The 14049-nt window shown below is 56.6% G+C and carries 11 protein-coding genes; all 11 read right to left on the bottom strand.

Annotated elements, in window-relative coordinates; translation table 11 throughout:
• Positions 1-233 precede the first annotated feature (233 nt).
• Complete coding sequence (locus H9X86_RS10620) at positions 234-824, bottom strand: metallophosphoesterase family protein (RefSeq protein WP_204901497.1); 591 nt, start codon at positions 822-824, stop codon at positions 234-236.
• Complete coding sequence (locus H9X86_RS10615) at positions 821-2692, bottom strand: BMP family ABC transporter substrate-binding protein (RefSeq protein WP_204901496.1); 1872 nt, start codon at positions 2690-2692, stop codon at positions 821-823. The genes H9X86_RS10620 and H9X86_RS10615 overlap by 4 nt, the downstream gene beginning before the upstream one ends.
• Before the next feature lie 90 nt (positions 2693-2782).
• Positions 2783-3916 (bottom strand): ABC transporter ATP-binding protein, encoded by a 1134-nt coding sequence (locus H9X86_RS10610; RefSeq protein WP_204901495.1) that lies wholly within the window; start codon positions 3914-3916, stop codon positions 2783-2785.
• Between the two features lie 206 nt (positions 3917-4122).
• Positions 4123-6036 carry an alpha-amylase family protein gene (locus tag H9X86_RS10605; protein ID WP_204901494.1) on the bottom strand — a complete coding sequence of 638 codons (1914 nt, stop codon included), beginning with the start codon at positions 6034-6036 and terminating at the stop codon, positions 4123-4125.
• A gap of 49 nt (positions 6037-6085) precedes the next feature.
• Positions 6086-6772, bottom strand: a complete 687-nt coding sequence (locus H9X86_RS10600) for a DUF624 domain-containing protein (protein WP_204901493.1) — start codon at positions 6770-6772, stop codon at positions 6086-6088.
• A gap of 5 nt (positions 6773-6777) precedes the next feature.
• Positions 6778-7653: an AraC family transcriptional regulator gene (locus tag H9X86_RS10595; RefSeq protein WP_204901492.1), complete on the bottom strand. Its 876-nt coding sequence runs from the start codon at positions 7651-7653 to the stop codon at positions 6778-6780.
• Positions 7654-7678: 25 nt separating this feature from the next.
• Entirely contained in the window at positions 7679-9859 is a 2181-nt protein-coding gene (locus H9X86_RS10590) for an alpha-galactosidase (RefSeq protein ID WP_204901491.1), read from the bottom strand.
• A gap of 13 nt (positions 9860-9872) precedes the next feature.
• Positions 9873-10712 carry a carbohydrate ABC transporter permease gene (locus H9X86_RS10585; protein ID WP_204901490.1) on the bottom strand — a complete coding sequence of 280 codons (840 nt, stop codon included), beginning with the start codon at positions 10710-10712 and terminating at the stop codon, positions 9873-9875.
• 13 nt (positions 10713-10725) lie between these two features.
• Positions 10726-11613 carry a carbohydrate ABC transporter permease gene (locus tag H9X86_RS10580; protein WP_204901489.1) on the bottom strand — a complete coding sequence of 296 codons (888 nt, stop codon included), beginning with the start codon at positions 11611-11613 and terminating at the stop codon, positions 10726-10728.
• A gap of 91 nt (positions 11614-11704) precedes the next feature.
• Entirely contained in the window at positions 11705-12988 is a 1284-nt protein-coding gene (locus tag H9X86_RS10575; RefSeq protein ID WP_204901488.1) for an ABC transporter substrate-binding protein, read from the bottom strand.
• 878 nt (positions 12989-13866) lie between these two features.
• A partial coding sequence (locus H9X86_RS10570) for a hypothetical protein (protein ID WP_204901487.1) occupies positions 13867-14049 on the bottom strand: 183 nt, incomplete at its 5' end.

Genomic DNA, 14049 nt, shown 5'->3' with positions numbered 1-14049 from the left:
AAAGTGGCATACCAGATATCACGGAACAGCTCAGAGAGCAGGAGCAACAGCCCACAGAACCTTATATTCCCCAGCAGACCATGTGAAATTGCGCCGGAGTTCTAACCAATGAGCTACGCTCATTTGCTGGACCCAGAGGTGGTTCATGGTGGACCGCCCGGAAGGACTCACTTGAAACAAATCTATGTAATACAGAGAAACAGATTCACAACATCTTCAGGGTAAAACTCCCACTATATTTCCACAATATACCGTTCATATCCATTGATGACCCTGGTTTTCCCATACATACGTTCTCTCTGAATCTGTCGACCGTAGTTCATATGGGTGTGTCCGTGGAGAAACAGAGCAGGCTGATACTTATCCAGCAGGCGGTTAAAGGCCCAAAAACCCCGGTGTGCCAGGTCGTTGCTCTCCACCATATCAGTCCCAGGGGCATGGGTGAGCAAAATATCAAACCCTTTTTTCATCCAGATATGTGGAAGCAGCCCGGCTGCTCGACAAGCCATCTGAATATCTGTATACTGATGCATTCCCGGCTTATAGCGCATGGAGCCTCCCAGTCCCAGTATTCGAATTCCCTGATACTCATAGAGCTTCCCATCTACGCAAATGCAACCCTCTGGAGGATTCTGCTGGTAACGGTCATCGTGATTGCCATGCACATACAAAACAGGACAAGGCGCAAAGGTTGCCAAAAAGGAGAGATAGCTGGGCTCCAAATCTCCACAGGACAAGATCAGATCCAACCCCGCCAGCTTACCATCTCGGTAATAGTCCCAAAGGAACATAGACTCCTCATCCGCTACAACTAAAATTCTCATGTATCGCTCCGTCTCTCCACGCCCTGCAATCGAATCAGCTCCTGAGCCTTAGGGGTAAACTCCTCTAGGTCGGGCAGCCGCCCCTCCACGTAGGAGGACAGCCAGTTCATGGTCAAAATTTTCTGGGTAGACAGGGGAATCTCATCGCTGTGCACCACCTGTCCCCGCTGATTGTAAATGGTTCCGTAAAAGGGGTCCAACTTTTGGTTGCGCATGGCGTCCCGGAACAACCCCACCAGCCGACGGGTTCCCGCCGGCACCCGCCGGGAACTGAGCACGCTCACCACCCCCTGGGTCATGCCCCACCAATAGTTGACGGCGCTGGCCCCCCGCTCCTCCAGCTTCCAACTGCCGTCCATGACCCGGCGTACCAGCCGTTGGTAGAATTTTCCCCAATAGCACTGGACCAGGGCCAAATTGTGGGTGTCATCCTGGACACCGTCTCTGTGTTCATGGAGTTGGTCGTGGTAGTCCACCAGGTTAATGCCCTTCTGGCGCAGCCGCTCCAGGCCATCCCCTGACTGGAGCTGAGACCACTCCAAGTAAATTTTTGCGTGGGCGTTGACCATCCGTGCCCCCTGGGCAAAGGCATTGATACTGGCAACCCCCCCATAGGTGGGGTAGTCGGTCACATAGCCGATGCGCCCGTCTCGGGACATGGCCCCGGCAATGGCCCCTTTGATGAACTTGGCCCCGTACAGGCGGGGATAATAGGTGCGCACGGAGGGGTAGTTGGTGTTCAAAGAGCAGTTGAGGATTTTCGCCTCTGGGTGGAGCACCGCCTGCTTGACGCTGGGCAGCAGCAGCTGGGGGTGGGTGGTAAAGATGATGTCTGCCCCCATCCGGATGACGTCCTCAATGACCTGCTCGGCCTGTTCGTCGGTGTCCACATTTTCATACCACTGTGTGGACACCTGCCCCCGCATGGCCCGCTCCATGCGGATGCGCCCATACTCGTGGCTGTACGTCCATTTGGAGGTCTCGGTGTTGCCCCGGTGGATGAAGGCCACGTGGATTTTATCCGGCGTGGGGCGCAGGGTGTACAAAAAGGGCATCTTCACATTGTCATCCAGCACCACGGTGTTCTCCACCTGCTCCACTTTGTTTTGTATCTCCTGCTTGATTTTGGACAGATCCTCCTCCAGCTGAGATGGCAGCTTCCGGATGGACTCCTGATAGCCAAAAATCTCAATATAGGTCAAAAAGGCCTGTGCAACCCCCTGCTCGTCCTCATATTCCCGGAGATATGCCTCCCGGAACATATAGTAAAACGCCCGGAAGGCATAGGTGAACTCTGCGCCCCACACCTCCTTGTTGGTGCATCCCATCAGTTCCAGCAGTTTGGCGTACTGGCCAGGCTGGCGGAAAACTAGGAACAGCTGGCCGGTCATGTGGTAAAACTCCAGAAACTCCTGGTAGGCCAACACCTCTGGCTCATCGGAGGGATAGGGCAGCAGACGTGTGACCACCCCGGGGATGGAGACGGCACCAAAGTATTTCAGCACACTCACCCGCTTGTGCCCCTCCACAACGTAATAGCGGTTGAGATACTCTACCGCCTTGATGGGGTCCCGAATGCCCTCGTCCAGATGAGCTTTGCAAAGACTCATCCACTTCTCGCCAAACTCCGTCTCCGCTGGCAGAGCCGGATAAAACCCCGGCGAAAAGGCATCCGCTCTCAGGGCATTACAGGTTCCCACAATCAACTCGGCGGGAATTTCCACAATGCCCAGGGACTCCCGCCGATAGGCCAGCTTCTCCGGTTGGTCCGGCAGCGTCAGTAGCCCCGTGGGCCGCCCCTTCAACTCTGCACTTTTCCTGTCCTTTTGGGCAATCTTCAACGCCCGTTGATATTCTTCAAAGGCCATGGTGTGTCCCTCCTAGTCCCACACAGATCAAAACGGGTCGGGCCTGTGTGGCCCGACCCGTAGCCGTCGCATCGGATGAAATTACGCTTTTTAGATCAGATTGCGTTCCGTCTCCTTGTCGAACAGGTGCACCAGAGCACCGGGGAAGCTGAAGCTGATCTGGGTGCCATAGGGGATGCCGTTGCGGTACTGGCTGGGCAGATCGTTGGTGGATACCCGCATGACCACATCCTTGGCAGCGCCGTCTCCGGTGGAGGTGGAGATGTGCAGGTGAATCTCGCTGCCCATCATCTCGGACACGTCCACCTGGCCGGTGAGGGCATTACCCTTACCACCTTCCACAAACTGGATGTGCTCGGGACGGATACCCAGCACGATGTCTCCAGCGGCCACGCCGTTGGCCTTGAGCTTGGCCTGGACCTCATTGGGCAGCTGCACCTTCATGCCGCCGCAGTCCACCTGGTAGGCACCTCCGTTGTTCTCCAGCTTGGCGTCGAAGAAGTTCATCTGGGGCGTACCGATGAAGCTGGCCACAAAGGTGTTGATGGGGTGTCCAAACACCTCCTGGGGGGTGCCCACCTGCTGGATGTAGCCGTCCTTCATGATGACGATGCGGTCGCCCAGGGTCATAGCTTCGGTCTGGTCGTGGGTGACGTAGATGAAGGTGGTGTCGATACGCTTGCGCAGCTTGATGATCTCAGCCCGCATCTGGTTGCGCAGCTTGGCGTCCAGGTTGGACAGAGGCTCATCCATCAAAAACACCTTGGGCTCCCGCACAATGGCACGACCGATGGCCACACGCTGGCGCTGGCCGCCGGACAGAGCCTTGGGCTTGCGCTGCAAATACTGGGTGATGTCCAGAATCTCTGCGGCCTCCTTCACACGGCGGTCGATCTCATCCTTGGGCATCTTGCGCAGCTTCAGGGCGAAGGCCATGTTCTCATACACCGTCATGTGGGGGTAAAGTGCGTAGCTCTGGAATACCATGGCGATGTCACGGTCCTTGGGTTCCACATCGTTGACCACACGGTCGCCGATGCGCAGCTCGCCGTCGGAGATCTCCTCCAGACCGGCGATCATCCGCAGAGTGGTGGATTTGCCGCAGCCAGAGGGGCCAACCAACACGATAAACTCCTTGTCCGCAATCTCCAGGTTGAAGTCGTGGACGGCGGTGACCTGGTTGTCGTAGATCTTCTTCACATGTTTCAGACTCAAAGTTGCCATATGATATACCGTGGATGGACTGCCTCCGCAACTCCATCCTCACCACCCAGAGAGCGAACCTCCGGGGGCCTTGCGACAAGTCTCCACATTGCCGCACCGCCGGTCAGCGGATGTTTTTCCTCCTTTGTTCCTCACAGGGGCTGAGGGAGTCATCCCGTGGAAGTCGCCGCCTGCGGGCTTGAATATGTCAGATCTGGTGCGTAAGTTCAAGTATGGGACTGAATCATCCAGGCAAAACCATAGGGATACAGCCCCACCTGGTTCAGATTTGTATAGTGGTTGTCATACATGACCTCATGGTAGTCCCCCGGCTCGGGACAGGTGGCGGTGATAAAACTGCCACCGAAGTTGAAGAACGCCATGAGCTTGCAGCCATTGTACCAGCGGCCCACCCCCAGCACGTGGGGGGACCCTGTGTCAAAGGTCCACACATTGGCGTTGGGCTGGAAGCAGGGGTACTGGGCCCGGAGGGTCTCCAGACGGCGCAGGCCGTAGAACAGCTGGTTCTCCACCGTCCCCTCCACGTGACGTTGCTCTGCCGCCTCCCAGGGGAAGTCTCCCCGGTGGAGGTATCGGCTGTCTGCGCACTTGTTGGGGTCTTGGTGGTAGCTGTAGTCGTTGCACTGGCCCACCTCATCCCCGCTGTACAGCACGGGGATGCCGCTCTGAGTAAACATCCAGGCGTGGAGCATCAAATCACACCCCACAGCCCGGGCCTGGGACATGGCATCGCAGGCGGTCTCCAGCCCGCACAGGGAGGCGGTGGTGCCACACAGCCGGGCGTCCCCCAGCCGGGGGTCGTCGTTGTACAGCTCGCCCCGGCTGACGCTGCCGGGCCACTGGCCAGTGAACCATTGGTTCAGATATCGCTTGTGGGCTACCTCGTCAGTGCCGAAGCGGGCGTTGAGCCAGGCGTAGTCCAGGCCCCAGCCGATGTCATCGTGGCAGCGCAGGTAGTTGAGGAACAAAAACTCCTTGGGCAGAGCGCACACGGTGTCCAGCTGGCGGCGCAGCAGGGATACATCGCCGGTGGCCAGGGTGTGCCAGGTGGTAGCCATGGTGGTGACGTTGTAGAGCATGTGACACTCGGGTTTTTCGGTGCTCCCGAAGTAGGGCACCACCTTGGCCGGCTCCATGACCACCTCCCCCAACATCAGCACGCTGGGGCAGACAATTTCGCAGGCCAGTCGCATCAACCGCACCATAGTGTGCACCATGGGCAGGTTGCGGCAACTGGTGCCCAGCTCCTTCCAGATGTAGGGCACAGCATCCAGCCGAATGACGTCAATGCCCCGGTTGGTCAGGTACAGCAGATTCTCAGTCATGTCGTTCATGACCACGGGGTTTGCATAGTTCAGGTCCCACTGATAGGGGTAGAAGGTGGTCATCACCACTTGCTGGCAATCCTCCAGCCAGGTGAAGTTGCCGGGGGCTGTGGTGGGGAACACCTGGGGCACCGTCTCCTCATACCGGTTGGGAATGTCCCAGTTGTCGTAGAAGAAGTAGCGCTCCCGGTAGCCAGGCTCCCCTGCCCGGGCCTTTTGGGCCCACTCGTGGTCCTCGCTGGTGTGGTTCATCACAAAGTCCAGGCACAGGCAGGTGCCCTGGGCTCGGCAGGCATCAGCCAGAGCCTCCAGGTCCTCCATGGTGCCCAGCTGGGGCTGCACCGTGCGGAAGTCCGCCACGGCATAGCCGCCGTCGCTGCGCCCTTCGGGGCTCAACAGCAGCGGCATCAGGTGCAGGTAGTTCACTCCACACTCGTTGAGGTAGCCCAGCTTCTCCTTCACCCCCTGGAGGGTACCGCCGAAAGCGTTGGTGTACAGCATCATGCCTACAAAGTCCTTGGCCTTAAACCACTGTGGGTCCTGCTCCCGCTGGGCATCCTGCTCGTGCAGGGCCTCTTTCCGGCTCAGGAACATCCGGTGCAGCATGGCCACAAAGTACTCATAGGCCTGTTGGTCGTTGGGGTAGATGGTATTGTACAGTGCCCGAAGCTCCTCCTGGCGCTGGTCCAGACGGCGCTGGAAGACACTCTCGTCTGCAACCCATCCCGACGGGACGGATGCAGCAGCGACGTTTTTTTGCACCACAGCCGTGGTGCGGCTTCTCTTGGGTCGCATCGAGTTGTGCTCCTTTTTGTTTGATTTTATCCGGGGCAGGTGTTTCGCCTTACAGATCCTCTTCCTGCACCAGCTCAAAGTTCTCCTCTCGGTGGGGTAGGAGCAGCCGGACATTCTCCCGGACCAGGAATCGTCCCACCACACAGGGGAAAGCCAAGCCGCCCAAGAGGAAATAGGGTCCGCTCAGCGGCAAAAACCCGATGGCCAGAAACATCAGGCCGTGGTTGAGCACCCCACACACCAGGGCCTTCCCCGGCCGGGCCAGGGCCAGGCGCACACTGGCTGGGATAGCCTGTTTCAGGGGCATGGCCTCGGAGAGGGGGAAGAGGTAGGCAGAGGTGAGCAGGGACACCAGACATACCAGCAGAGAGAAGGCACAGGGGAGAAAGAAGACCCCGTGCTCCTGGGTCATCCCCGCATAGAGGAATGCGGCTGCGGCAGCCAGCCAGGGCAGCACACAGGCCAGAAAGAACACCGGGATTCCCCGCAGCAGGTTCCCCTTGACGCTGGACCAGAACTGCCGTGGGCTGGCCTCCTCATCCCGTACCATCCGTCCTGCCATGTCATTCATGGCACAAATGGCGGCAGGGATGGTAACCAGCGGAATCATGGCCAGGCAGGTGAGGAGATTGATACGAAATAGGTCCAGACTGCTCTGAGTGAGCACATCCGAGAGCTTGGAGGGCTCTCCCTCCCGCTCCTGGGCAGCGCGAAAATCTTTTTGTCTCCAATACATGCCTGTCATCCTTTCCTGCCGGAGCCGTTACCCTCCACCACCTGGCTGTCCTGCTGGCGCCAGGTCCGGGGCGGCACCCCCTGATATTTTCGAAACACCTTGGAAAAATACATTTGGTTGGGGTATCCCACCATAGCGGCGATCTCCCCAATGGATAGGCTGGTACCCCGCATGATCTCCATGGACTTGTTAACACGGTAGCGGGCCAGGTACTCCTGAGGGGTCTCTCCCAGCATCTCCTTGAACAGACGGCTGAAGTAGGTGCGGTTGAGGCCGCAGAATGCAGCGATCTGCTCAATTTTGATGTCATCTTTGTAGTACTGCTCAATGAACTGGGTGGCCTCACGGATGTAGAAGTTCTGCTGGGTCATGCCTCGCATCCGCTGTTTGTTGGCGGAGGTCTCAATGAGGGCGTCCATGAAGAGGTAGAAGTGGGCCATCAGGTTCATGGTGGTAGCCTGGGGATTGTTGGCGATGTAGAGCAGCTCATCCTGGAGCCGCTGGGCCATATCCCGCTGGATGGGGGAGTAAATGGGCTGCTGTTCGGTCAGCCCTGCCAGCCCCAGGCGGTACTGGGCCTGTACCCCGCCAAATTCCACCCAGGTATATCTCCACGGGTCATCCTGGTCAGCACAGTAGGTGGTCACTTGTCCGGGGAGAATGAGGAAGCCGGTGCCCTCGTGGAGCTGAAACCGACGCACCCCGCCCTCAGGCTGGGTCACCTCCAGCTGTCCCTTTCCCGAGATGATGTAGTGGAAGAGGAAGTTGTTGCGTACATGTGGGCCATAGGAGTGGAGGGAGGCGCACTGTTCCCACCCGAACTGAACCATAAATAAATCCAGAAAATTGTCGTGTGGAAACATGGAAAACTGTCCTTGCATGGCTCCCCCTCCCCCTATGTATTTCTCACACCCGGGTCAGCTTGTACTGAACCGCGCCGTGTTCTTTCTGCACCGGCAGGGCCAACCCACCAAACATCAGCTCATCGCCGCCGTATACCTGGCCATCCAGTTCGTAGTCCTCCTGGGGATTCAGTCCCTTGAGGTAGAGCAGTGGCCGAATGGGGTTGGCGTGTGTCTCTCCCATCACCACGGACACCAGAGCCACGTCCTTCTCCTGGGAAACATGCATCCAGGCCTGGTAGTATCCGGGCTCAAAGGGATTGGTCAGGCGGTAGTAGTCCCCCCGCATCACCACTTCCCAGTCCTCTTTGAACTGGGCAATTTGTCCGGCGACCTCGTCCAGGTCATCCTGACTGAGCTTATTCAGGTCCAGCTCATAGCCGAACGTGCCACCGGTGGCCACCACGCCTCGGGTGTGCATGGGAGTCTCCCGTCCGGTCTGGTGGTTAGGCACGGCAGACACATGGGCACCTACTGCCGAGCAGGGATAGCAGAAGGACGTGCCGTACTGGATGCGCAGGCGGTCCAAAGCGTCGGTGTTGTCGCTGCACCAGAACTGAGGGCTGTAGTACAGCATGCCGCAGTCGAAGCGACCGCCACCGCCGCTGCACCCCTCGATGAGAATGTGGGGGAACTCCTGGTGGAGCATCTCCAAAATCTCATACACACCCAGCACATACCGGTGGTACAGTTCTCCCTGCCGCTGGGCGGGCAGGCCGCCGGACCACACATCGGTGAGGCTGCGGTTCATGTCCCACTTGATGTAGGAAATGTTGGCGCTGTGGAGGGTGCGGCACAGGTTGTCCTTGATGTAATCCCGCACCTCTGCCCGGGTCAGATCCAGCACCAGCTGGGAGCGGCCTCGGGTGGGTTTGCGCCCGGGAATTTGCAGCGCCCAGTCGGGGTGAGCCCGGTACAGGTCCGAGTCCTCGTTGACCATCTCCGGCTCCACCCACAATCCGAACTTCATGCCCAGGGCGTTGATCTGCTCTGCCAACGGGGCCAGCCCGCCGGGCAGCTTGCGCTCATTGACATTCCAGTCGCCCAGCCCAGCAAAGTCGTCGTTGCGCTTGCCGAACCAGCCGTCATCCATCACCATCATCTCCACACCCACCTTGCTGGCGGTCTGGGCAATGGAGACGATCTTGTCTGCATCAAACTGGAAGTAGGTGGCCTCCCAGTTGTTGATGAGAATAGGGCGGCGCTCATCCTTCCAGGGGCCCCGACACAGATTGAGCCGAATGCCCCGATGGAACTTCTGGCTCAGGTCGGTCAGGCCCTGGCGGGAGTACACCATGGCCACCTCGGGGGTGTGGAACGTGTCGCCAGGCTCCAGCTGCCACCGGAAGTGAAAGGGATGAATCCCCATACTCAGACGGGTCTCATCAAACTGGGTACCGGTGACCTCGATGAGATGATTGCCCGAGTACACCAGGGCCGCACCCCAGCAGGAGCCGTGGTCCTCATTGGTATCCGGGTCACACACCACCACAAAGGGATTGCTCTGGTGGCTGGAGGTGCCCCGCACACTGCCCACGCTGTGGGTGCCCTGGGTCAGGTGGGCCCGCACCGGCTCCCGCTCCCGGGCGTAGGCGCCGCCCAGGGTGATGTAGTCCTTCTTCCCTGTCGGGAAGTCCAGACACAGGGACATCACACGGGTCAGGGTCACGGGGTTATCCCCGCTGTTGTGCACTCGCACCGCCCGTGTGATCATGTCCTGTTCCTCCAGTATACCATACAGGAGGGTCACTTCCAACCCGGTGTGGACATCTTTCAACACCACTTCCAAGGTCTCGGCGGTCAGGCCCTCGTCGTAAAAGCTGGGCATGCCGGGAATGGTGTACTTGCCGTGCAAGATGTGGTGGGTCACATAGCGCCAGTCCACCGCCATGCTCCCATCGGCAAATTCAGCCTCCAGGCTGGTGGGGCGGAAGTCGCCCACGTTGCAGGTGGAGTACTCCTGGGGGATGGTGTCCAGGGAGTAGGTGCGGTCGGTCCCCGCCTCATAGGGGTTGGGGGAAAAGCCTCGGTCTTCGTGACAAATCAGCCGGAACAGGTCGCCCTTTCTCAGCCGTTTCCCATAGTAGGTGTGGAGCAGGACCCCCTTGTCATCGATTTTCATCTGATAGGAGGTATGGGCGGTGTGAAGAGTAAGAGTATTGTTTTGCTTGTCAAATTGAATCATGGGGAATCATCCTTTATTTTCCGCCAGTCAGGGCAATGCCTTCAATGAACTTGCGCTGGAAGATGAGGTAGAGCACGAGCATGGGCACCATGGCAAACAGGCTGCCTGCCATAAGCACCGGATAGTTGGTGGTGAATTGGCCCTTGAGGGTGGCCAGGCCGGAGGACAGGGTCATCAGGTTGATGTCGGTGTTGACCACCAGAGGCCACATCAGGTCTGCATAGGCAAACACGGCGGTGAAGATGGTCAGAGCGGCAATGGCACTGCCCGTGAGGGGGAAGAGCACTTTATAAAAGGCCTGCCACTGGTTGCAGCCGTCCAGATAGGCCGCCTCGGCGATCTCATCGGGGATGCCCATGTACGCCTGGCGCAGGAAGAAGGTACCAAAGGCGCTGACCAGACCGGGGAAAATCAGGGCGAAGATGCTCTCGGTCATACCCACCTTGGACAGCATCTCGTACTGGGGAATGACGAAGATCTGGGAGGGCATCATCATCTGGATCAGCACCAGGGCGAAGAGCACATTTTTGCCCTTGAAGTGCAGCTTGGCAAAGGCGTAGCCCGCCATGGAGCTGAACACAATGGCGCAGACCACACGGCCCAGCACCATCAGGGCGGTGTTGATGTACAGCTTGCCAAAGGGCAGGCTGGTCAGGGCGTACTGGAAGTTTTCAAAATACGGCACTTCCGGGAAGAAGGTGGGAGGAATGCGCACGCTCTCGGACATGGACTTGAGGGCGGTGAGGATCATCCACACAAAGGGGAAGATCATAATCACAGAGCCGATGATCAGACAGGCGTAGGTGATCACCGTGGCGGCGGATTTGCCGCCGATTCGAGTTGTTCTGTTCATGCTGGCCCTCCTATTACACGTCGTAGTTGACCCACTTTTTCTGGCCAATGAACTGCACAATGGTCACGATGCCGATGAGGAGGATGGTCCACACCACAATGGCGGATGCGTAACCCTTGTTGCCGGCCACGAAGGCCTCCCGGTAGAACAGATACATCAAGCTCTGTACGTCGGGCAGCACGGGGTTGTTCTGGTCCACCATCATGTAGATGAGGTCATACACCTTCAAAGAGGCCATCATGCGCATGATCAGGGTGACGAACAAGGTGGGAGAAACCATGGGCAGGGTGATGGAGAAAAACTGCTTGATGCGGCTGGCGCCGTCAATGCGGGCGGCCTCATAGTAGCTCTTGGAGATGCTCTGCAAGCCGGAGAGCAGCAGCACGGCGTCATAGCCGATGGAGCTCCAGATGGCCACAATGGCACAGGCCAGCACGGCGGTGACAGGGTTGGTCAGCCAGTTGACATCCACGCCGAAGATGGCATTGATGATGCCGTACTCACCGTTGAACATCCAGCGCCACACCATGGCGATGGCAGCGGGGGCACACACCATGGGCAAGAAGTAGATGGCGCGGAATCCGCCCTTGAACTTCACCTTGGCGTTGAGCAGCACAGCCACCAGCAACGCCAGGATGATGCCCACCGGCACGGTCAAAATACAGAAGTACACCGTGTTCCAGGTGGCCTTCCAAAACTCCGGGGACTGGAACATGTCGATGTAGTTTTCAATGCCGTTGAACTGGGTGGCGCCGAAGGTCTTGGTCTTGGAAAAGCTTAAAATGATGGTTTGAATCAGGGGAATATAGTTGAGGATGATCAGGCCGATGATGGTGGGGGCCACCATGATCCAGGCCCAGCGCTGCTCACTGCGAGCGGCAGCAGACTTCTTTTTCTTCATCCGTCTGCACTCCTTTCTCTGAAAACGTTCTCATCCAGGGGAGGTCAGGAACACCACAGGTCGGAGTTTCCTCCGACCTGCCCGGTGTTTCTTAGCCCTCGGCAATGGCGCTGTTGATGGCGTCGTTCATGTTCTTCAGGCCATCGTCCACGGACACCTCGCCGCTGTAAATGCGCAGCAGCTCGTCAGAGACCTTGCTCTTCCACACGGGGCGGGTGGCATCGTTGACCGACTGCACGGAGTAGTCGAACATGTCCACACAGGCCTGAACGTTGAGTTTGTAGTCGAACTGGTCGAAGGCGGCCACCCACTCGTCCTCGCAGCCCTCATAGGCGGAGATGGCGGCGCCGTAGGAGGACTGGATCTGCTGGGCTTCCTCAGTGCCCAGCCAGCGCAGGAAGTTCATGACTGTCTCGTTGTCCTGGTTGTCGGCGGAGGTAGCGTAGCACAGACCGTTGGAGATGGTGGCACGTCCGTCGCCAGTGGCGGGGTTGGGAGCCTTGGGCAGCACGGCCACGTCCCACTTGCCCTGCATCTCAGGGTAGTTCTGCATCTCGCTGAGCAGGCTCCAGGTGCCCTCAAAGAACATGGCGCCCTGCTCGGAGAAGAAGGCGTTGCCGGGAGCGGTCTCGGCAAAGTAGGTCTGGTCGGGGCACCAGTCGTTGTCCTGCAGGCCAATGTAGAACTTCATAGCCTCGATGGTGGCGGGCTGGTCCAGACCAGCTGCGGTCTTGTCCTCGTTGAGGATGTAGCCGCCATTCTGGTAGACGTAGTTCCAATAGCCCAGCTGATCGTCGGCGTAGGCCATATATCCATACTTGCCGGTGGCCTCGTAAATCTTCTCGGAGGCCTCCACCAAGTCATCCCAGGTCCAGTTCTCATCGGGATAGCTCACACCGGCAGCATCAAACATCTCCTTGTTGTAGACCAGGCACACGGTGTCCTTGTCCTTGGGCACGCCGTACATGCGTCCATCACTGCCCTGGGTATTTGCAATGGAGATGTCAGAGTAGTGAGAGTATGTATCGTCGTCATAGAGATCGGTGACATCTGCCAACATGCCGTTGTCTGCATACATCAGAATGTTGTTGGTGTGCATCCAGAACACATCAGGGAGGTTGCCAGAACCGGCAGCGGCCTCCAGCTTGGTCCAATACTCGTCCCAGCTGGTGACTTGCACTTCGATGGTCACATCGGGGTTGATCTCATGATAGGCATCCGCCAGGGCCTGCATGGCATCACGCTGGGCAGTGTCCCAGATCTGCATAGTCAGGGTGCCATCAGCAGATTTGTTGTTGCCGCCTCCACAGGCCGCCAGGCTCAGGGAAAGCGTGGTTGCAAGGGCAAGTGCTCCTATCTTTTTCCATCGTCTCATCATTATATCTCCTTTCAAATTGTTGAATTTACCAGGATCCAACACCACATGGTTTCGGAGGTTTTGTCTCCCTTAAGCTGGCCAGCTCACGACTTTTCCTCTGGTGTTTGTATAGAAAGTGTATCACCTTTTTTATGGGAATAAAATGGAGATACATTTTCTATATATACACATTTGTTGTTTTACGTCAAAATAGTATATGTTACAATACATTATTACATATTTTAGTCGTATTGGCCATTTTTTGTCTACATGCACAATGGCAAGTTGATAAATATGACATTTCGCACAACAAATCTCTCTCTCCTGTACCCACAGTTTTCTTCCTTTATGACAAAGTTCTTTAGTCTACATCTTCTATAGACATATCATCTCCCTCATATATATCCATAAATGTATCTAACGAGAATTCCCGACCTCCATGAACCTATCTATCTGTATATCTCTTCCTTAATTCCCATATATATTCATTGATACGAACATTCGTTCTACTTATAATCAATGCGATATCTTTATCTTATCGTTCATTTAGCGCGACACACAGATGATGTACAAATAATTATCATTTTTTATATCGTGCTAAGTTCAATACTCCTCCCCTAGTCGAAATCATTTCTTTCACATTTATTTCTTTGATCAGATAACGGCTTACCGACTGAAAATACACGTCTTACACGGAAAGGAGTATTTTTATGATTCTAATCTATAGATTATTCTAAAATGAAATTTATGGATTACGAGCCACAGGTATCTGGCTTTCAATTTCTAATCCCTAGCAAAAACAATATTGATGGCTGAACAAAGTGTTGGACCCCACCCCCCCTCTTTCCCTGGTGTGGAGGCCTTACCTCAAAAGCCCAAAAATGCGAAAGTATTTTTTACTCTCTGACGACATTTAGACACTCATTTTCGAACGTGGAGATGTTTGCATCTATAGTGTTGGGGTGTTCCAAAAAGGATGTGTCGCAAAACGTAAGTTTTGTGGCACATCCTTTTTTACTCTCAACAGCAAAAACGAATCCAGTATGTGGAACTTCCGCAGCGTTTTGGGCATGCAAAAG

The organism is Pseudoflavonifractor capillosus, from assembly GCF_016902575.1.
GTDB lineage: Bacteria > Bacillota > Clostridia > Oscillospirales > Oscillospiraceae > Enterenecus > Enterenecus capillosus_A.
This window is presented reverse-complemented; position numbering and strand designations above follow the sequence as displayed.